Here is an 18664-nt window from a genome sequence, read left to right on the forward strand (position 1 = left end):
GCGTAGAAGCGCCAGACCCGCCCCGAATCACTGGAGCCGGCTTTTTGACGCTGGGGTTTTCGTGCGGGGCTTTGCAACCTTCACCGGTTTGACCCGTACCTTGGGCTTGACCTCCGCCTTGGTTGCCTTGGCGGGTTTTGCTCGCTTGACGGCTTCACCTGCATCTGCTGGCTGGCTCGACGTACGGGGCACACTCGCTTTGCGCGTCGCTTTGGGAGCCGCTTGCTCCCACTGTTCGAGCTCGCGCTGAATTTCTGCGCGCAAGGCGTCCTCGCTGGGCAGGGCGAACTGGTAGCGACTTGCAAATATCTGCTCGCTCTGGTCACCGAGCACGTAGCGCACCACCGCGTCGTTCTTTTCGCTGCACAACAGCAGCCCGATCGTGGGGTTGTCACCCGGGCCGGTGACCTCGCGGTCGTAATAGTGCACATACAACTGCATCTGGCCCAAGTCCCCATGGGTGAGCTTGCCCACTTTCAAGTCGATCACGACATAGCACTTGAGCTTGACGTGATAGAACACCAGGTCGGGGTAGAAGTGATCGCCATCCAGCGTCAGCCTGCGCTGCCGCCCCACGAAAGCAAAGCCGCTGCCCAACTCCAGCAGGAAGGATTGCAGCTGGTTGATCAAGGCTTCTTCGATGCGCGACTCCACCAAGCGATGCGATTCCGGCAGATTCAAAAACTCCAGCACATAGGGGTCTTTGATGGCATCGTGAGGCCGGGCCAGTACCTGCCCTTCGTTGACCAGAGCGAGCAGCCCTTGCTTGTCGCGGCTCTTGGCCAGCCGCTCGAACAAGAAAGAGTGCATCTGCCGCTCCAACTGGCGGGCAGACCAGCCGTTGTTCACCGCCTCGATTTCATAGAAGTCACGCACTGCGCGGCGCCCCTCCTTCTGCAGCGTGCGGTAGTGCGTCCATGACAAGCCCGGGTGCAACGCTCCGGGCCGCCAATCGCGATCAGTATCCGCACCCAATTCACCACGCACTGCGTGCTGAATCTGTCCCACATCCAAAACAACACGCAGTGCGTGTTGTTTTGCCAGCAGGTCGGGGTAAGCCAGGAAAAAACTGCGCATGTACTGCAGCGCGCTGACGGAAAACCCGTCCCCATAGTCCGCCGTCAACTGCGATGACAACGCTTTGAGCAATGCCTTGCCATACTCTGCACGCTTGGCGCCGCCCTGCTCGGCCTCGACGATCTGCTGGCCGATCATCCAGTTGGCACACACATGTGCCGTGTTGACCGAGCGGGCCGCCTGCGTGCGCGCAGACTCCCAGATCTGGCGAATGCGCGTCAGCAGGTCGGATGGCGCTTGCAGAGCCGTCATAAGGCGTTCTCACCAGCAGACTCGCCGCAGGCGAAGGCCGGGCGTCGAGCCGATAGTTCAGGGGCTGTGTGCCCCCCTGGCCGCAGCGACAGCCAGGGGGTGCGCTGGTGCGGGCCGGGCAGGTGTTGTGGAAGCAAGGGGGCTCTCATGGCTGATGGACGGGGAATTATGAGCGTTCTGTCAGCAACCCAGCGAGCCCTCCGCGCGCGCAACCAGTCGACGCTAACCAGAGAGTCATGACCCTGGGGCTTTACGGGCATCGCCATTGCCTGCTTCAGCTTCGGCATCCTCAGCCCCCAGCGCCAAAAAGTGATGCACCACGGGCCGCTCCGCTCCCTGGTGAAACCGCAAAGCCTCCGCCTGCAGGTCCGCATCGGCCTTGGACACGCGGTGGTGCTGGCGCAAATGCTCCGCCCAGGACTCGACCAGAAACCACTCGATGACCCGACCCGGCTCGCCGGTGTGTTCGGCCACGCCCCAGGCGTAGGCGCCGTCGCGGCGGCGCTCGGCAGACAGGCGCTGCATGGCCTGCAGGAAGGCGGGCAGGTCGGGCTTGGCGATGCGATATTCGATCTGCACCATCACCGGGCCCCGGTCGTGCGCCACGGGTTCGGCCAGCAGGGGCTCGGGCCAGTGGTTGGAGGGCTGCAGGTCGGCCTCGCCGGAGGGCAGCTTCACGCGGTGAAAAATAAGCGATGCCACCACCAGCCCGGCCGCGCCCACCAGCAGCGTGACCGGCAGGCCGGCCTGCCCCGCGATGAGGCCCCAGCCCAGGCTGCCAGCCGCCATCGCGCCGTTGAAGACCATGAGGTAGATGGCCAGGCCCCGGCCCCGCACCCAGTTGGGCAGCACGGCCTGGGCCACGCCGTTGAGGGTGGTCAGCGCGATGATCCAGCCCAGGCCCAGCACCAGCATCAGCGCCACGGCGGCCCACTGGGGCGGGGCCACGGTCAGCACGCCCATGACGGCGGCGGTGAGCAGGGATGCCAGCAGCACCAAGCCGTCGGTATCCAGGCGCTTGCGCAAACGGGGCAGCAGCACGGCGCCCAGGATGGCGCCTGCGCCCACGGCGCCCAGCATCACGCCGTAAAAGCCTGCCGAGCCGCCCAGCATGCGGCGCGCCACCAGCGGCAGCAGCGCCCAGACGGAGCTGGCGAACAAAAAGAACACGGCCGCGCGCAGCAGCACCACGTGCAGTTCGCGGCTGGCGCGGGCGTAGCGCACGCCGGCGCGGAAGGCCCCGAAGAACTGCTCGTTCAAACCCGACGCCTCGACCTTCGGGCGCTTCCACCACAGCAGCGCAGCGATCACGAACACATAGCTCAGCACGTCCAGGCCGTAGGCCATGGCCGCGCCGAAGCTCGCCAGCAGCAGGCCGCCCGCTGCAGGGCCGATGGCGCGTGCGATGTTGATGCCCAGCGAGTTGAGGGCCACGGCGCTCTTGAGCTCGCTGCGCGGCACCAGCTCGGGCACGATGGACTGCCAGGTGGGGCCCATGAGCGCAGCGCCGATGCCGCCGACAAAAGTCAGCGCCACCAGCCACTCCACCGTCAGCGTGTGGGTGTTGGCCAGGATGAGCAGCGTGCCGCTGACGGCAGCCAGCAGCACCTGCACACCGATGAGGAAGCGGCGGCGGTCCAGGATGTCGGACAGCACACCCGCAGGGATGGCGAGCAGAAAGACGGGCAGCGTGGCAGCGGTCTGGATCAGCGCGACCGCGGTGGGGCTGGACGAGAGTTCGGTCACCATCCAGGCGCTGGCGACGTCGCGCATGAAGCTGCCGATGTTGCCCAGCACCGTGGCGGCCCAGAGCACCGCGAAGACGGGGATGGCCAGCGGCGCGAAGCTGCCGGAAGCCGCCGGAGCAGCCGATGCCGGCGCGGGCGCAGCAGGGGTGTGGTGGTGGTGACGATCGTGTTGGTTATCCGGCATGGTGGCCTCCGAGGTCGTGCCAGGCGACGAGCAGCATGCCGCCCACCAGGCCCCAATGTTCAAAAAAAGCGTTGGCGCTGCGCTGCCGATCGGCGGGCGGCGCGGCCCAGAAGCGGTCAGCCAGCAAGGCGGCGAGCACGGTGAAACCCGCCAGCGCCAGCGCCCCCAGCCAGCGGTACCAGCCCGACAGGATGAGCGCCGAGGCTCCGAGCTGCAGCACCAGCGTGGCAGCCGCGATGGGCGCGGCGGGCGCAAGGCCAAGCGAGCGCACCTCGGCCACGGCACTCGCAAAGTCGCGGGCCTTGCCGATGCCGCCCTGCAGGTATGCGGCGCACAGGCACAGCAGCGCCAGCGTTTGCACCCAGGGCGCGGTGGCGGCGATTTGCAATGCGTGCGGCACGGTCACACCGCCCAGCAGGCGCAGCCCATCGCACCCCAGAAGCCCTGCAGGTCGGACACCGGCAGCTTGCTGCTCCAGGCCGTGGCATGGGCGTGGCCGTGCAGGTTGCAGTTGCTGGCACAGCCGCAGTTCGCCGCCGCGTTGCGCAGCACGGCCTGCAGCGGCGCGCCGTCCGGCCCTCCCTGGGCGGCCCAGGCGCCGTAGCCGCCGAAGGTGCGCACGGGCGACCAGTCGGGCATGGCGGGCGGCGGGGCCGCGTCGTCAAAGCGCGCGAAGTCGCCCACGCCATAGACCACCTTGCCGCCCACCACGGTGAGCAGGGCCGTGGTGTCGGCGATGTCGGACTCGGGGCAGGCAAAGAAGTCGCGATCGGGCACGACGAGGTCGGCCAGCTGGCCCGCTTCGATGCGGCCCTTCTTGCCTTGCTCGTTGCTGAACCAGGTGACGTTCTCGGTCCACATGCGCAGGGCCTGGTCGCGGGTGAGGCAGTTGCGCTGCGGGGTGAGCTGCAGGCCGCCCACCGTCTTGCCGGTGACGAGCCAGGACAGCGACACCCAGGGGTTGTAGCTGGCCACGCGGGTGGCGTCGGTGCCGGCGGACACATTGACGCCCTTCTCCAGCATGCGCTTGACCGGGGGCGTGGCCTCGGCCGCCGCGGCGCCGTAGCGCTCGACGAAGTACTCGCCCTGGTAGGCCATGCGGTGCTGCACGGCCACGCCGCCGCCCAGGGCGGCGATGCGGTCGATGGACTTTTCCGAGATGGTCTCGGCGTGGTCGAAGAACCAGTTCAGGCCGGCCAGCGGTGTGTCCTGGTTGACCTTCTCGAACACGTTGAGCGCGCGCTCGATGGTCTCGTCGTAGGTGGCGTGCATGCGCCAGGGCCAGCGGTTCTGCGCGAGGATGCGCACCACCTCTTCCAGCTCGCCTTCCATGCCGGGCGCGAGCTCGGGCTGGGGCTGGCGGAAGTCCTCGAAGTCGGCGGCAGAGAACACCAGCATCTCGCCCGCGCCGTTGTGACGAAAGTAGTCCGTGCCCTGCTTGTACTGCGAGGTGGCCGTCCAGTTCAGGAAGTCTTCCTTCTCGTGCTGGGGCTTTTGCGTGAACAGGTTGTAGGCCAGGCGGATGGTGAGCTGGTCGGCATCGGCCAGCTCCTGGATCACGTCGTAGTCATCCGGGTAGTTCTGCATGCCGCCGCCCGCGTCGATGGCGCCGGTCACGCCCAGGCGGTTGAGCTCGCGCATGAAGTGGCGCGTGGAGTTGACCTGGTAGTCGTGCGGCAGCTTCGGGCCCTTGGCCAGCGTGGCATACAGGATGGCCGCATTGGGCTTGGCCAGCAGCAGGCCCGTGGGGTTGCCCGCGCTGTCGCGCACGAACTCGCCACCGGGTGGCGCGGGCGTGTCCTTGCCATAGCCCACGGCGCGCAGCGCGGCGCCGTTGAGCAGCGCGCGGTCGTACAGGTGCAGGATGAACACGGGCGTGTCCGGCGCCACGGCGTTCAGCTCGGCCAGCGTGGGCAGGCGCTTTTCCGCAAACTGGTGTTCGGTGAAGCCGCCCACCACGCGCACCCACTGCGGCGCGGGCGTCACCGCCACCTGCGCTTTGAGCATGGCCATGGCATCGGCCAGGCTGCGCACCCCGTCCCACCGCAGCTCCAAGTTGAAGTTGAGGCCGCCGCGGATGATGTGCAGGTGGTTGTCGATGAGCCCAGGCAGCACGCTGCGCCCGCCCAGGTCGATGACCCGCGTGCCCGCACCGGCCAGCGCCATCACCTCGCGGTCGTCACCCACGTGCGTGAAGCGCCCTTGCGCAATGGCGACCGCACTGGCCGTGGGGTTGGAGCGGTCCAGCGTGGTGAAGCGGCCGTTGCGCAGGATGAGGTCAGGGGTTTGGGCGGGTTGTGTCATGGTCTTCGGACTTCGAAATTTCAGCATTGGCAGAGCGCAAAGAGTGCACCAGATTTCGTAGCGAGCGGGCCGAGGTCGCACCGAGGACCGCAGCCGTACTCTCGTACGGTGAGGACCACAGGTGCGGGATCCGGCCGCGCAGTAGGCTGATGCGCCCTTTTTAACCCTCGTGGGCGTTGAACATGCTCTTGGCGTAGGTGATGCCCAGGCCATAGCCGCCGCCGAACTTCTTGGCGATGCCCGTCGTCATGTCGTACGTCTCGCCCCGCGCCCAGTCGCGCTGCAACTCCAGCAGGTACTGCAATGCCGTGATGGGCCGCGCGCCGGCCTGCACCATGCGCTCCATGGCGCGGTTGTGGGCTTCGGCCGAGATGTCGCCGCTCGCGTCGGCGATCACATACACCTCGAAGCCCTGGTCCAGCGCCGACAGCGCCGGGCCCACGATGCACACGCTGGTCCACAGGCCGGCCAGCACAATGCGCGGCTTGCCGATGGCGTTGACACGGGCGATCACGGCCTCGTCTTCCCAGGTGTTCATGGAGGTGCGGTCCAGCAGCGCCTGGCCGGGGAACGGTGCGGTCACTTCCTCGAACATGGGGCCGCTGAAGTTCTTCTCAGCCACGGTGGTGAGGATGGTGTCCACGCCAAACCCGGCGGCGGCGCTGGCCACCAGGCCGGCGTTGGAGCGCAGCGTGATCGCGTCGATGGAGTGCGTGGCAAAGGCCATCTGCGACTGGAAGTCGATCATGACCAGGGTGTGGTCGTCGGCGTTCAGCAGCGTGGCGCCGGGCTTGGCGTAGGCGACGGGGCGAGCGGTGGTGCTGGCAGTCGTGGTGTTGGCGTGGGTCATGGTGAACTCCCTGGAAATTGAAGATGAGGTGCGTCGAGAAGAACAAACAAAAAAACGAGACAAGGCAATGCGGCGGCCCGGGGCGCAGGGGATGGGCGGCATCGCCCACCCGCCCGCACCTCAGGGCGCCCCATTCGCTCAGTGCGGCATCGTGGGCAGCTCGTTGGGCCGCAGGTCGAACACCAGCACCTCGGCGCCTTCGCCGTGGGCAAAGCGCAGGGCCCCGGCGTCGCGGATGCGGGCGCCGTCGCCTTCGGACAGCCGCTCGCCGTTCACCTCCAGGCTGCCGCGGGCCACGTGCACATACACGTTGCGGCCCGGACCCACGTCCAGATCGGCTGCTTCTTCGCTGCCGTCGAACAAGCCGGCATAGACCCGGGCGTCCTGGTGCACGGCCAGCGATCCGTCAGCCCCTTCGGGCGAGATGATCTGGCGCAGGCGGCCGCGCTTGTCGGCCTCGCTGAAGTGCACCTGCTGGTAGCGGGGTGCGGCGCCGCGGGCACCGGGCACGATCCAGATCTGCAGGAAGTGCACGGGTTCTTCGCCGGAGTGGTTGAACTCGCTGTGGCGCACGCCAGTGCCGGCACTCATCATCTGCACGTCGCCGGGGCGGATGACCGAGCCGGTGCCCATGGAGTCCTTGTGCTCCAGCGCGCCTTCCAGCACGTACGAGAAGATTTCCATGTCGCGGTGCGGGTGGGTGCCGAAGCCCTTGCCCGGGGCCACGCGGTCGTCGTTGATGACCAGCAGGTCGGAAAAGCCTTGCTGGTTGGCGTCGTGGTAGTGGCCGAACGAGAAGGTGTGGCGCGAATGGAGCCAGCCGTGGTTGGCGTTGCCGCGGTGTTGGGCTTTGCGGATGTCGAGCATGGTGTCTTCCTTTCAATGTCTGTCGATGAATTTCACACTGGGTGTCCGGTTTGAAATCTGCGGGATTTCATTGGTCTTCAGTGCTGCGATGGATGAAGTATCCGGCGCATGGCAGGGCATCAGGTTGAAAGGTTTGGCCTTCAATCATCGATAATTTCGATGATTGAAATTCCGTTCCTTTTGCCATGCTGAAACTCTCCCTCGAAGCCATCGAACTGGTGGATGCGATTGCCCGCTACGGCTCGTTCGCGGGCGCCTCGGAGCGGCTGCACAAGGTGCCGTCCACCATCTCCTACGCCGTGGGCAAGCTCGAGGAGCAACTGGGCCTGGCCCTGTTCACCCGCAACGGGCCGCGCGTAACGCTCACGCCCGCGGGGCACGAGCTGCTCAAGGAGGGCCGCTGGCTGCTGGCCTCGGCGCGGCAGCTCGAATCGCGCCTGCGGCAGATAGCCACCGGGTTCGAGTCCGAGCTGCGACTGGTGCACGACTCGCTGATACCAACCAGCGCGTTCAACGACGACATCGCGGCCTTTGAGGGGCTGAACTGCGGCACGCGCCTGCGCATCGGCTGCGAGGCGCTGACGGGCACCTGGGAGGCGCTGCGCGACGGGCGCGCCGACATCATCGTGGCGGCGGGCGAAGGCCCCGCCGGCGGCGGCTACAAGGCCGTGGCGGTGGGCAGCCTGGACTTCGTGTTCTGCGTGACCGCGTCGCACCCGCTGGCGCGCCTGGGCCGGCCGCTCACGCGCAGCGACCTGCTGGAGCACACGGCCGTGGTGGTGGGCGACGGGGCGCGCACCCTGTCGGACCGCACGGTGGGCCTGCTGTCGGGCCAGCGGCGCATCACCGTGCCGTCGATGCAGGCCAAGATCGCCTGCCAGGCCGCCGGGCTGGGCCACGGCTTCGTGCCGCGCGCCTGCGTGCGGGTGGAGCTGGAAAACGGCATCCTGGTGGAGGTGCCGGTGGAGGAGCCCCGGGCCGATGAGACCTTCTGGCTGGCCTGGAAGCCCGAACACCGGGGCGAGGCGCTCAAGTGGTGGTGCGAGCGGCTGGCCCGGCCGCTGCTGCCGGGAATCTTGCCTTACTAGTGGGCCCGGCGGAAGCCGGCACTACACTTTTGATAGCTTTTTGCGCTTACCAGACAAGCGGTAGGCAGCTTTTTTATCTCAAAAAGTCAGACTCAGCGCCACTGCTGCGCGAAGAACTGCACCACCTGCGCCTCCAGCACCGCGTGGTAGGCCACGCGGTCGAAGCCCGCCGGGTTGGCGGCGGCGTCGCCCGCGTCGGACGGCAGGCTCTGGCTGGGTTGGGCCATGAAGGCGAAGTGGCCGGCGCCCGGCACGGTGTCCGCCTGCGCGGTGGGCAGATTGGCGGCCACCAGCCCGCCGTGGTACTTGCCCGTCAGCACGGCATCCTGCTCGGCCACGCGCAGCAGCACCGGCACGGTCACGGCTTTGAGGCTCTCGGGGGTGAACACCACGGCCATGGGCGCCAGGGCGACGATGGCGCGGATGCGCGGGTCGGGCACTGACACCAGGGCGCCGTCCGGCACCACATTGGCGGATGTTGCCGTGTTGGCAGCGGCCGGCTGCGGCGCCTTGGGGCCCTGGGCCAGGCCGCAGAAGCCGGGGTCGTCCTGCACGCTGCGGCAGTGCTGCGCGGCGCGGGCGGGCTCGGCCTGGGCGCCGGCCAGGGCCAGCACGGTGTAGCCGCCGGCCGAGTGGCCCAGTGCGCCGATGCGGCCGGCCGGAATGCGGGGGCCCCACTCGGGGCTGGCCAGCAGCGCGTCGAGCACGCGGCTGACCTGGCGGGGGCGCTCGCCGAAGTAGCGGCCCGAGGTGATCATGGAGCGGTCCTGCCAGTTGTCACCCGGGTGGCGCACGGCGGCCACCAGGTAGCCCTCGGCGGCCAGGCGCGTGGCCAGGTTGTGGTGGGCGAGTTCATTGCCGCCCGTGCCGTGCGACACCAGGATCAGCCCCTTGAGCGGCTCAGCCGACACGGGCGCGCCCAGGCCGACCACCGGGCGCCAGGGGCCCAGCTGCACTACGCCTGCACTGCGCACGGTGGGGTAGAACAGCGCGACGTTGATCGGCTCGTCGCCGGGCACGACCAGAGTACGCAGGCCGGCGTGCTGGGCCGATGCGGGGCCTGCCAGTGCGGCCAGCGCCACGAACGCGGTGGCCGCCACGGGCCGGACGTGCCGCGCTGCCCACCGCAGGGCGAGGGAAAGAAGAGTAAGGAGGAGGATCACGGTGCGCCTTTCGTCTTGGAGTGCCAGGGGCCGCGACCGTGGAGTGATGATCGGTGCGGCATGGCGGCACTGTAGGCACCGCGGGCCGGCAGGGGCAGCGGCATGCGACGAAACGCAAGGGCGTGACGCGAAACGGCAGGCGACGGGCGCGAGCCGTGCGCAAACGAGCGCTGGGTGACGGGTTGTTGCCCGTCTGGTGGTTAGGAGGCCGGGCGGCCAGCTCGCTGTCGCGCGCAAGGCCAGCCCGGCCCGTGGGCATCAACCCAGCGCTTTGAGCAGCGCCTGCGCCGCCGGCTCCGACGACGCCGGGTTCTGCCCGGTGATCAGCAGCCCGTCGGTGACCACGTGCGGCTGCCAGTCGGCCTGCTTGGTGTACAGGCCGCCGTGCGACATGAGCATGTTCTCCACCAGGAAGGGCACGACGTCCGTCAGGCCCGCAGCGGCCTCCTCTCCGTTGGTGAAGCCCGTCACGTTCTTGCCGCGCACCAGCGGCGTGCCGTCTGCCGCCTTGACGCCGCGCAGCACGCCGGGCGCGTGGCACACGGCCGCCAGGGGCTTGCCAGCGGCCAGGGTGGCCTCGATGAGGGCGATGGACTGCGTGTCGTACGCCAGGTCCCACAGCGGGCCGTGGCCTCCGGGGTAGAACACCGCGTCGAACTGGGCCGCGTTCACCTCGGACAGCTTCAGGGTGCTGGCCAGGTGCGCCTGGGCGGCGGCATCGCCCTTGAAGCGGCGCGTCGCATCGGTCTGCGCATCGGGCGCATCGCTCTTGGGGTCCAGCGGGGGCTGGCCGCCCTGGGGCGATGCCAGGGTCACCTCGGCCCCCGCATCCTTGAACACGTAGTACGGGGCGGCAAACTCTTCGAGCCAGAAGCCGGTTTTCTTGCCCGTATCGCCCAGCTGGTCGTGCGAGGTGAGGACCATCAGTATCTTGTGCATGCGCAGCCTTTCGTTGTGTTCGAAAAAGTGGGAAGGACGGCCCAGCGTATGCCATGCAGCGCGCTGGCCGGTAAGCGCGCGTTACCTGGGCCTTGTCCGACTGGCGAAGGAGGCGTTGGGCTACAGCGCGGCCTCGAGGATGCGACGGCTCACTGCGGGCGTGATCTCGCGCTGCTCGCCCAGCGTGACCATGCCGTGCGCTTCGAGCTGCGCCACCACGGCGCCCACCGTGTCGGCGCCCAGGCCGTAGCCCGACAGGCGCGTGGCGATGCCCATGGCCTCGAAGAAGCCGCGCGTGCGCTCGATGGCGGCGGTGATGCGCTCGTCGTCGGTGCCGGTGGTGATGCCCCACACGCGCTCGCCGTACTGCAGCAGCTTGGCGCGCTTGGCACCGCGGCGCTCGTGCAGCAGCGCAGGCAGCACGATGGCCAGCGTGCGCGCGTGGTCGATGCCGTGCAGCGCTGTCAGCTCGTGGCCGATCATGTGCGTGGCCCAGTCCTGCGGCACGCCCGCGCCGATCAGCCCGTTGAGCGCCATGGTGGCCGTCCACATGAGGTTGGCGCGGTCGTCGTACACGGGCTCGGGGGCGGCCAGCAGGCGCGGGCCGATCTCGATCAGCGTCTGCAGGATGCCTTCGGCAAAACGGTCCTGCACGGGCGCGTTGACCGGGTAGGTGAGGTACTGCTCCACCGTGTGCACGAAGGCATCGACCACGCCATTGGCCAGCTGCTGCGGCGGCAGGGTGTAGGTCTTGGTGGGGTCGAGCACCGAGAACACGGGGTAGGTATGGTTGCTGCCAAAGGCCAGCTTCGCGCCCTTGGCGCGGTGCGTGATGACGCCGCCGTTGTTCATCTCGGAGCCCGTGGCGGGCAGCGTGAGCACGGCGCCGAAGGGCAGCGCAGCGGTGACGTTGCGGCCGTGCTTTTCCAGAATGGCCCAGGGGTCGCCGCCTTCGAACTTCACGGCCGCGGCGATGAATTTGACTGCATCGATCACCGAGCCTCCGCCCACGGCGAGCAGGAAGTCGAACCCGCCTTCGCGGATCTGCGCGACGGCCTTCATCGAGGTTTCGTAGCTGGGGTTGGGCTCGATGCCGCTGAAGGTGGCGTGCTGGCGGCTGGCGAGCGCCGTGCGCACCTCGGCCAGCGTGCCGGTCTTCTCGGCACTGGCGCCGCCCACGAGGATGAGCACCTTGGCCGCGGCGGGCACGAGCTTGTCCAGGTCGGCGATGCGGCCCTGGCCGAAGGCGATGTGGGTGGGGTTGTGGAAGTCGAAGTTCAGCATGGGGATCCTTGATGGTGGAAGCGAGACCAATGGGTCATTGGCAGGCGCCGGTCAACCTGCAACGCAGGCGGCGCTGGCGCCCGTGGTCCGAAAAGACAAAACGGCCCGGGCATGGAGGCGATGCGCGCAGCATCTGCAACGCCACAAGCTCTGCACGCCACGGCTCCGTAGACACCCTCGGCGGCCAGGTTGGCCCTGAGATTGTGTCGCGATTGCGCCGGCCGCCGGTCGCCTTGGCAACAGAGCCCGTGCTGGCGTGCAGGGCAACGGTCGCCACCCCAAGCGTTCTAAGCTCGGGGAGGTTAAACGACGCCCTAACTCGCCAACACCAGCACCGCAAACCCGCCCAGCACCAAAGCCGCAATCCCCGCAAGGGCCGTGATGCCAACGACCAGTGCCTTGACCGCCCAGCGCCAGCGGCCCGGCCCGGCCACCGGTATCGACCGCAAGCCCCACAGGAGCAGCACCACCGCAACACACAAAGTGCCCAACGCAATGGCAAAGGCCGATCCGATGCAGGTCATGCCAAAGGTGCCACAACCCGCCGCATGCCCAAAGCCGCCGAGTGCGGCTGCCGCCGCACCCAGGCCCACCAGCAGGACCGCTAGGCCAACCCCAACGGGAGCCGGCACCGCAGGAGCAGAAGAGGAATGATTCGGCTTCATCGGTCAACCAGGGCCGGCTGCCACGGCAGTGTGGCGTCAGTCAACGCCATCTGCCAGAGGTCGGCATAGACCGGGAACGCCTGCATGCGGGTTTCGTCGGACTCAAGCTCCACCGCCTCATCAGTCAGCGCCCGCACGCTCCAGTCGGCAAACGCTGCGTACCGCCGCCCCTGCATGTCGATCAGCACCGAATGCAGAGCGCTGGTGGTGCAGGCCACGTACTGCCCGTTGGGGCTGACGAAAAAATAGCGGACCTCGGCCGGCACGAGGGCGGCCATGGGCAGGGCGCGATGCAATGCGTCGGCCCATTCGGGGGTTGTGGGAGTGGACATCGGGGAAAGCTTTGGTGGGCGCGGGTGAAAAAATGCCGCACCGCGGACGCATCCGCGTTGGGGCACTGTACCCCGGCGTCCGAAAATCGAGGCCGTGCCCTGCCCAAACGCCACGGTAGTCTGCGTGCGGAGCCAGTGGCAGGGTTCTCGCGCCCACAACACCCATCCGTTTTCGCTTGCCACAAATACTGTATTTACATACAGTATTCGAATGTATGCAAAACGCATGCAGACAACCCAGAGGAGCAATTTCCCCATGATTGACCACATGACTTTCCGCGTGACGGACATCGGCCGCGCCAAGGCCTTCTACAGCGCAGCCCTTGCGCCCCTCGGCTACAGCCTGTGTTTTGAAGGCAACTACGGCTCGAACATGCTGGGCTTTGCCTACCCCGATGCGTCGGAGCCCGACGGCAAAAAGGCCGATGTGTGGTTCATCGATGGCCCCTCCCCATATGGCGGCCCGCCGGCCACCACGGGCTGCCACCTGGCGTGGCGGGCAGCAAACCGGGCGCAGGTGGATGCCTTCTACGCCGCCGCCATCGCCGCCGGCGCCAAGGACAACGGAGCCCCCGGCCTGCGGACCGACTACCACGAGCACTACTACGGCGCCTTTGTCATCGACCCTGAGGGCAACAACGTGGAAGCGGTGTGCCACTTGCCGGAGTAGCCTGCCTCCTCGCGCTTGAAACGGCGCGGCAAATATGTGGGTCGAACCGCGGAGCTGGCTTGGCCAGGTCATTGGTGCAAGCCCTTGGGCTGCAGCCTGCAGTCGCAGTCTGATGCGCAGGCTTGGACAGATCGACGATGCCTCGTTTGGAGCGCTCACTGGTGGCACGGCGCTCACACCGGGGATCAATGCATCAGTCCAGCTTCACCCCAGCCGTTTTGATGATCTCCCCCCAACGCTTGGACTCCGCCCGGGCCATCGCCCGGAACTGCTCCGACGTGCCGGGCAGGGCTTCCATGCCGAAGTCGTTCATGCGCTTGACCACGGCGGGGTTGAGCAGGGCCTTGTTCAGGTCGGCATTCAAGCGCGCCGTGATGGCAGCGGGCAGGCTGGCGGGCGCCAGGATGCCCTGGAAGGCGAACACCTCGGTGTTGGGCACGCCGGCTTCGGCCAGCGTGGGCACATCGGGCAGCGCGGCCACGCGCTTGGCCGAGCCGATGGCCAGGGCGCGCACCTTGCCGGAGGTGATCACGGGCAGGCCGGCGGCCAGGTCCAGGAACATGCAGGGCACCTGCCCGCCCATCACGTCCTGCAGCGCAGGCGCCGCGCCCCGGTAGGGGATGTGCGTGAGGAAGGTCTTGGTGCGGTTCTTGAACATCTCCATCGCCAGGTGGTGCGGCGAGCCGTTGCCGGGCGATGCGTAGTTGAGCTTGCCGGGGTTGGCGCGCGCGTAGGCCAGGAATTCCTTCACCGTCTTGGCTTCGAACGCGGGGTTGACCACCAGCGCCAGCGGAAAACGGCTGATGCCGCCCACGTAGGTGAAGTCTTTCTCGGGGTTGAACGGCAGCTTGGTGAACAGGTGCTCGTTGAAGGCCAGCACGGCATTGTCGGCCGACATGAAGGTATTGCCGTCGGGCTTGGCGGTGGCCACCATCTGCGCGCCGATGTTGGTGGACGCGCCGGGGCGGTTGTCCACGATGATCTGCTGGCCCAGGGTCTGGCGCATGGCCTCGGCCACGGTGCGCGCCAGCACGTCGGTGCCGCCGCCGGCCGGGTACGGCACGACCCAGCGCAGGGGTTGGTCAGGCCAGGCGGCCTGCTGGGCAGCGGCCCACGGGGCTGCGGTGGAGGCGCCTGCGGCGGCCAGGGCGGACAAGAGGGTTCTGCGTTGCATGGGGCTGTCTCCTTGTAGTTACTATGAATTTAATAGCTGCTAGCGCTTGACTATCAAGCGGTAGAGGCTGTTTTTATTGATATTTTGCACCTGCTGCGGGAGCCTGGGGGCTGAACACGGTGTTCCATCGCTCGGCCCTGGCTTCGACAGGCTCAGCCCGAACGGGTGGGGGGTGGGCTGGCAGGCGCGCCCTGCAGAACGAGCGGTGCGCGGGGCCCGCCCTGCCGGACAAGGCCACTGCACATTCGCTCGCTACCGCTACTGCTAACGCTGCCAGCAGCCACTGGCTGTGGCGACGGTTGCAGTTGCAGTGGCCGTCGCGGCTCAGGCTCAGGCTTCAGGCGCAGCAATCGTCTGGTCGATGGCGCCAAAGATGCTGGCGCCGTCCTTGCCCTTGACCTCGATGCGGATGGTGTCGCCGAACTTCATGAAGTCCGTGCTGGGCTTGCCGTCCTGGATGGTCTCGATGCAGCGCTTTTCGGCGATGCAGCTGTAGCCCTTGGGCCACTCGGTGCGGCCGCTGGCGTCGGTGATGCCCTTGTTGCTGACGGTGCCGCTGCCGATGATGGAGCCGGCGCGCAGGTTGCGCGTCTTGGCGACGTGGGCGATGAGCTGGCCGAAGTGGAAGGTCATCTCGGGACCGGCGTCGCACATGCCGACCTTGCGGCCGTTCCAGGTGGACTGCACGGTCAGGTGCACGCGGCCGTGGTCCCAGGCGTCGCCCAGCTCGTCCAGCGTGACGGCCACGGGGCTGAAGGCGGTGGCGGGCTTGCTCTGGAAGAAGCCGAAGCCCTTGGCCAGCTCGGCCGGGATCAGGTTGCGCAGGCTCACGTCGTTGGCGATCATCATCAGGCGGATACCGTCCAGCGCCTGGTCGGCGTTGGTGCCCATCTTCACGTCGCCGGTGATGACGGCGATCTCGGCCTCGAAGTCGATACCCATGGCTTCGCTCGGGACCACCACGTCGTCGCGCGGGCCGATGAAGTCGTCGCTGCCGCCCTGGTACATCAGCGGGTCGGTGTAGAAGCTCTCCGGCACTTCGGAGTTACGCGCTTTTCGCACCAGTTCGACGTGGTTGATGTAGGCCGAGCCGTCAGCCCACTGGTACGCACGCGGCAGCGGTGCCATGCACTGGGCGGGGTCAAAGGGGAAGGCGTGGCGCGCGCGGCCGCTGTTGAGTTGGTCGTACAGGTCCTGCAGCTGGGGCGAGAGGAAGCCCCAGTCGTCCAGCACCTGCTGCAGCTTGCTGGCAATGCCGGTCGCATAATGGGCCGTGCCCAGATCGCGGGAGACAACGACCAGTTGGCCGTCGCGCGAGCCGTCTTTGTAGGTAGCAAGTTTCATGGTGGCAGGACCTTTGTCTCAAGGGGTTGAAAGTCTTCACCCAACACGAATTACGCTTGGGTAAATTGATTTAACTAAACAAAACTCGCAAATTTTAGTGCACATGGACAAAGAACGTGCAGGAATTCAATCGGTCGAGGTGGGTTTTGCCCTGCTGGAGGGGCTGACACGCTCGCGCGGGCCGCTGATGCTCAAGGATGTGGCGGCCTCGGCCGGCATGAGCGCGGCCAAGGCGCACCGGTATCTGGTGAGCTTTCAGCGCCTGGGCCTGGTCACGCAGGACCCGCGCAACGCGCGATACGACCTGGGCCCCGCCGCCCTCAAGCTGGGGCTGGCCTCGCTGGCCCGGCTCGATGCCGTGCGCCTGGCGCGCGAGCGCATGCCCGAGCTCATGGAAAGCATCGGCCACACCTTGGCGTTGGCCGTGTGGGGCAACCACGGCCCGACCATCGTGCACTGGGAGGAATCGCCTCAGGCTGTCACTGCCAACTTGCGGCTGGGCGACGTGATGCCGCTGTTGTCGTCGGCCACCGGCCGCTGCTTTGCGGCGCACATGGCGCCTGATGTGGTGGCCCCGCTGCTCAAGGACGAGTTGGCCCGCGCAGTGAAGATGCGGCGCACCGACCTGCCCTCCACCATGACCGAGGTGAACGCCCTGCTGGCCGAGGTGCGCACGCGCGGTGCCGCCCGCGTGGTCGACACCCTGCTGCCAGGCATCGTGGCGTTCTGCGCGCCCGTGTTCGATTCGGACGGGCACCTGGAGCTGGGCATCACCACGCTGGGCTCCATCGCCACCTTCGACCCCGAGTGGGGCGGCGCCATTGACGTGCCGCTGCGCGCGGCTGCCGCCCAGCTCTCCAGTGATCTGGGCGCAGGCAGCGCCTGACATCCACCACCGTACAGCGACCGACTGGATGCCACGGCAGGCCCTGGTTCTCATCACCGCCTTGGTATTGGCCTTGCACTGGCTGGTGCTGCACGGCGTGCCCCTGGCCTGGGACAGCCCTCAGCAGCCGATGGCGGGCCGCGTCTTCAGCACGCGCAGCGTGGCAGCCGCGCCACCCGCACCAGCCCCCGTTGCGGCCCCAACAGCCGCGCCCACCCCGCCTGCGGCCATAGCGGCCAAGCCCGTGGTGCGCAGAAGACAGGCGCCACCCGCCCCCTCCCCGGCTGCAGCAGATCCGACGGTTGCGGCGCCCGAGGCCTCTGTGCAGGTGGCGGGTGCAGAGGCCAGCGCAAACTCCACCGCCGCGGCGCCAGCACCAGACATTGCCACGCCAAGCACAGCCACCCCAGCATCAGCCCCCCCGGCCGAGGTGCCGGCGTCAGGGGCTTCGGCACCGTCTGCAGTAGAAACCACCGCCGCCGGGATCGACATCGCGCCCCCTGGCTCCGGCACAGACCGCACTGCAGGCGCCCCACCGCCCCCCGTACGGATTCCGGCCCCCACCCGGCTGGTGTTCGACGTGAGCGGGCAGGCCAAGAAGTTCGCCTACAACGCCCGTGCCGAGCTGCTCTGGCAACACGACGGCAGCCGCTACGAAGCGCGCCAGGAGGTCAGCGCCTTCCTGGTGGGCAGCCGTACGCAGCGCAGCGTGGGCGCCATCACGGCCCAGGGCCTGTTGCCCGAGAAGTTCTCCGACAAGTCCCGCAGCGAGCAGGCTGCACATTTCGACCATGCCAAGGGCCGGGTGACCTTCAGCGCCAACACGCCCGAGGCCGCCGTGGGCCCTGGCGCGCAGGACCGGCTGAGCCTGTTTATCCAGCTGGGCGCCATGCTGGCCGCCGACCCCGTCCGTTTTGTGCCCGGCACCCAGGTCACCATCACCACCGTGAGCGCCCGCACCGCCGACCGCTGGACCTTCACCGTGGAGGGCCCGGAAACGCTGGACCTGCCTGCAGGCCCCACCCCCGCCCTGAAGCTGCTGCGCCTGCCCCGCAAGGACTACGACCAGAAGGCCGAGCTGTGGGTGGCGCCCAGCCTCAACTACCTGCCCGTGCGCATCAAGCTGACCCAGGCCAACGGCGACTTTGCGGACCTGCTACTGCGCAGCAGTGGCGCACCTTGAGGCGTGGTCGGGGCGAGGCCGACTGAAGCCAGGCTCCGCGAGAGAGAAGGCGGCAGAGCGGACGGCTGCGACACCCCTCCTGCATCAAAGTGTTGCGCCCGAACGCCACCCGAGCCCTGGAGCGGTAAAAAACCCGCACGAACCCGGTCGCATCACTTTTTCATGAAATACTGGAACGCAGCAGAGAACCAAGCCCAGAGCGGGCTTCCCCTGATAACCGATCCGTAGGACAAGGCGTTACGACCTTGCCAGCGTTTCCTGGAAGCTGCCTTGGGCCTTGAACTCTGCGAACCCGCTGTCATCTGACATCTATATCGACAAGGGGAACACGATGCACATGCTCTACGACTCAGAATCCTTCGTGGTGGTCCACATGCTGCCCGACGCCGTGGAGAAAAAGAGCACCCAGGCGCTCAACGACACCGCCCCCGCAGTTCCCCAGCTCGCACGCCATGGCTTTGAAATCGTGGACAAGCGTTCGGGCAAAGAGGTGTACCTGGACGGTTCCTGGGCCGAGATGTTCCAGGAGCAGATCCTGGCCTGGCAGCGCGACACCCCCACGCAAGAAGAAGTGGAAGACGCGCTGGACCGTTATGCGGGCCTGGCGCAGAACCCCGTGGTCGTTCACTGATCCACCTGCGCTTCAGCTGTTTC

18 protein-coding genes are annotated in these 18664 nt (G+C 67.6%); 5 read left to right on the top strand and 13 right to left on the bottom strand.

Annotated elements, in window-relative coordinates; genetic code table 11:
* Positions 1-27 precede the first annotated feature (27 nt).
* From ASE39_RS18355 to ASE39_RS18380, 6 genes are all read right to left on the bottom strand, one after another.
* Entirely contained in the window at positions 28-1329 is a 1302-nt protein-coding gene (locus ASE39_RS18355; RefSeq protein ID WP_082615502.1) for a PDDEXK nuclease domain-containing protein, read from the bottom strand.
* A gap of 234 nt (positions 1330-1563) precedes the next feature.
* Positions 1564-3261, bottom strand: a complete 1698-nt coding sequence (locus ASE39_RS18360) for an MFS transporter (protein ID WP_242421485.1) — start codon at positions 3259-3261, stop codon at positions 1564-1566.
* The gene (locus tag ASE39_RS18365; RefSeq protein ID WP_057272135.1) at positions 3251-3661 is read right to left on the bottom strand and encodes a DoxX family protein; all 411 of its coding nucleotides are present in this window, start codon (positions 3659-3661) and stop codon (positions 3251-3253) included. The genes ASE39_RS18360 and ASE39_RS18365 overlap by 11 nt, the downstream gene beginning before the upstream one ends.
* Before the next feature lie 2 nt (positions 3662-3663).
* Entirely contained in the window at positions 3664-5565 is a 1902-nt protein-coding gene (locus ASE39_RS18370) for an amidohydrolase (RefSeq protein ID WP_057272064.1), read from the bottom strand.
* Between the two features lie 160 nt (positions 5566-5725).
* Complete coding sequence (locus tag ASE39_RS18375) at positions 5726-6415, bottom strand: hydrolase (protein ID WP_057272065.1); 690 nt, start codon at positions 6413-6415, stop codon at positions 5726-5728.
* Positions 6416-6553: 138 nt separating this feature from the next.
* Positions 6554-7282: a pirin family protein gene (locus tag ASE39_RS18380; RefSeq protein WP_010462965.1), complete on the bottom strand. Its 729-nt coding sequence runs from the start codon at positions 7280-7282 to the stop codon at positions 6554-6556.
* A 185-nt stretch (positions 7283-7467) separates the two neighbouring features.
* Between ASE39_RS18380 and ASE39_RS18385 the strand changes: the two genes are divergently transcribed.
* Positions 7468-8370 (top strand): LysR family transcriptional regulator, encoded by a 903-nt coding sequence (locus ASE39_RS18385; RefSeq protein WP_010462967.1) that lies wholly within the window; start codon positions 7468-7470, stop codon positions 8368-8370.
* 92 nt (positions 8371-8462) lie between these two features.
* Here ASE39_RS18385 and ASE39_RS18390 read toward each other — a convergent pair whose 3' ends face one another.
* From ASE39_RS18390 to ASE39_RS18410, 5 genes are all read right to left on the bottom strand, one after another.
* Entirely contained in the window at positions 8463-9533 is a 1071-nt protein-coding gene (locus ASE39_RS18390; RefSeq protein WP_242421486.1) for an alpha/beta fold hydrolase, read from the bottom strand.
* Between the two features lie 258 nt (positions 9534-9791).
* Positions 9792-10472 carry a type 1 glutamine amidotransferase domain-containing protein gene (locus tag ASE39_RS18395; RefSeq protein ID WP_057272067.1) on the bottom strand — a complete coding sequence of 227 codons (681 nt, stop codon included), beginning with the start codon at positions 10470-10472 and terminating at the stop codon, positions 9792-9794.
* Between the two features lie 120 nt (positions 10473-10592).
* Complete coding sequence (locus ASE39_RS18400) at positions 10593-11756, bottom strand: iron-containing alcohol dehydrogenase (RefSeq protein WP_057272068.1); 1164 nt, start codon at positions 11754-11756, stop codon at positions 10593-10595.
* 314 nt (positions 11757-12070) lie between these two features.
* Positions 12071-12388 (bottom strand): hypothetical protein, encoded by a 318-nt coding sequence (locus tag ASE39_RS18405; RefSeq protein ID WP_057272069.1) that lies wholly within the window; start codon positions 12386-12388, stop codon positions 12071-12073.
* A gap of 29 nt (positions 12389-12417) precedes the next feature.
* Positions 12418-12753, bottom strand: coding sequence for a hypothetical protein (locus ASE39_RS18410; protein ID WP_057272070.1), 336 nt, complete (start codon positions 12751-12753; stop codon positions 12418-12420).
* A 256-nt stretch (positions 12754-13009) separates the two neighbouring features.
* Here ASE39_RS18410 and ASE39_RS18415 point away from each other — a divergent pair, with 256 nt between their 5' ends.
* Positions 13010-13423 carry a VOC family protein gene (locus ASE39_RS18415; RefSeq protein ID WP_057272071.1) on the top strand — a complete coding sequence of 138 codons (414 nt, stop codon included), beginning with the start codon at positions 13010-13012 and terminating at the stop codon, positions 13421-13423.
* Positions 13424-13616: 193 nt separating this feature from the next.
* Here ASE39_RS18415 and ASE39_RS18420 read toward each other — a convergent pair whose 3' ends face one another.
* Together ASE39_RS18420 and ASE39_RS18425 are read right to left on the bottom strand one after the other, a co-directional pair.
* Positions 13617-14597 carry a tripartite tricarboxylate transporter substrate binding protein gene (locus ASE39_RS18420; RefSeq protein WP_057272072.1) on the bottom strand — a complete coding sequence of 327 codons (981 nt, stop codon included), beginning with the start codon at positions 14595-14597 and terminating at the stop codon, positions 13617-13619.
* A gap of 330 nt (positions 14598-14927) precedes the next feature.
* The gene (locus tag ASE39_RS18425) at positions 14928-15941 is read right to left on the bottom strand and encodes a fumarylacetoacetate hydrolase family protein (protein WP_057272073.1); all 1014 of its coding nucleotides are present in this window, start codon (positions 15939-15941) and stop codon (positions 14928-14930) included.
* Between the two features lie 103 nt (positions 15942-16044).
* Between ASE39_RS18425 and ASE39_RS18430 the strand changes: the two genes are divergently transcribed.
* From ASE39_RS18430 to ASE39_RS18440, 3 genes are all read left to right on the top strand, one after another.
* The gene (locus tag ASE39_RS18430) at positions 16045-16827 is read left to right on the top strand and encodes an IclR family transcriptional regulator (protein ID WP_010462987.1); all 783 of its coding nucleotides are present in this window, start codon (positions 16045-16047) and stop codon (positions 16825-16827) included.
* Positions 16828-16855: 28 nt separating this feature from the next.
* Positions 16856-18010: a DUF3108 domain-containing protein gene (locus tag ASE39_RS18435; protein WP_057272136.1), complete on the top strand. Its 1155-nt coding sequence runs from the start codon at positions 16856-16858 to the stop codon at positions 18008-18010.
* Positions 18011-18341: 331 nt separating this feature from the next.
* Entirely contained in the window at positions 18342-18641 is a 300-nt protein-coding gene (locus ASE39_RS18440; RefSeq protein WP_010462989.1) for a DUF3567 domain-containing protein, read from the top strand.
* Positions 18642-18664: the final 23 nt, after the last annotated feature.

This window comes from Acidovorax sp. Root267, from assembly GCF_001429215.1.
Classification (GTDB): Bacteria; Pseudomonadota; Gammaproteobacteria; order Burkholderiales; family Burkholderiaceae_C; genus Acidovorax; species Acidovorax radicis.

Bases quoted from the DNA above. Each gene is read 5' to 3' on its own strand.
- ASE39_RS18420 (WP_057272072.1), bottom strand. From the start codon at position 14,597: ATGCAACGCAGAACCCTCTTGTCCGCCCTGGCCGCCGCAGGCGCCTCC.
- ASE39_RS18385 (WP_010462967.1), top strand. From the start codon at position 7,468: ATGCTGAAACTCTCCCTCGAAGCCATCGAACTGGTGGATGCGATTGCC.
- ASE39_RS18355 (WP_082615502.1), bottom strand. From the start codon at position 1,329: ATGACGGCTCTGCAAGCGCCATCCGACCTGCTGACGCGCATTCGCCAG.
- ASE39_RS18435 (WP_057272136.1), top strand. From the start codon at position 16,856: ATGCCACGGCAGGCCCTGGTTCTCATCACCGCCTTGGTATTGGCCTTG.
- ASE39_RS18400 (WP_057272068.1), bottom strand. From the start codon at position 11,756: ATGCTGAACTTCGACTTCCACAACCCCACCCACATCGCCTTCGGCCAG.
- ASE39_RS18430 (WP_010462987.1), top strand. From the start codon at position 16,045: ATGGACAAAGAACGTGCAGGAATTCAATCGGTCGAGGTGGGTTTTGCC.
- ASE39_RS18380 (WP_010462965.1), bottom strand. From the start codon at position 7,282: ATGCTCGACATCCGCAAAGCCCAACACCGCGGCAACGCCAACCACGGC.
- ASE39_RS18410 (WP_057272070.1), bottom strand. From the start codon at position 12,753: ATGTCCACTCCCACAACCCCCGAATGGGCCGACGCATTGCATCGCGCC.
- ASE39_RS18440 (WP_010462989.1), top strand. From the start codon at position 18,342: ATGCACATGCTCTACGACTCAGAATCCTTCGTGGTGGTCCACATGCTG.
- ASE39_RS18375 (WP_057272065.1), bottom strand. From the start codon at position 6,415: ATGACCCACGCCAACACCACGACTGCCAGCACCACCGCTCGCCCCGTC.
- ASE39_RS18370 (WP_057272064.1), bottom strand. From the start codon at position 5,565: ATGACACAACCCGCCCAAACCCCTGACCTCATCCTGCGCAACGGCCGC.
- ASE39_RS18425 (WP_057272073.1), bottom strand. From the start codon at position 15,941: ATGAAACTTGCTACCTACAAAGACGGCTCGCGCGACGGCCAACTGGTC.
- ASE39_RS18415 (WP_057272071.1), top strand. From the start codon at position 13,010: ATGATTGACCACATGACTTTCCGCGTGACGGACATCGGCCGCGCCAAG.
- ASE39_RS18360 (WP_242421485.1), bottom strand. From the start codon at position 3,261: ATGCCGGATAACCAACACGATCGTCACCACCACCACACCCCTGCTGCG.
- ASE39_RS18395 (WP_057272067.1), bottom strand. From the start codon at position 10,472: ATGCACAAGATACTGATGGTCCTCACCTCGCACGACCAGCTGGGCGAT.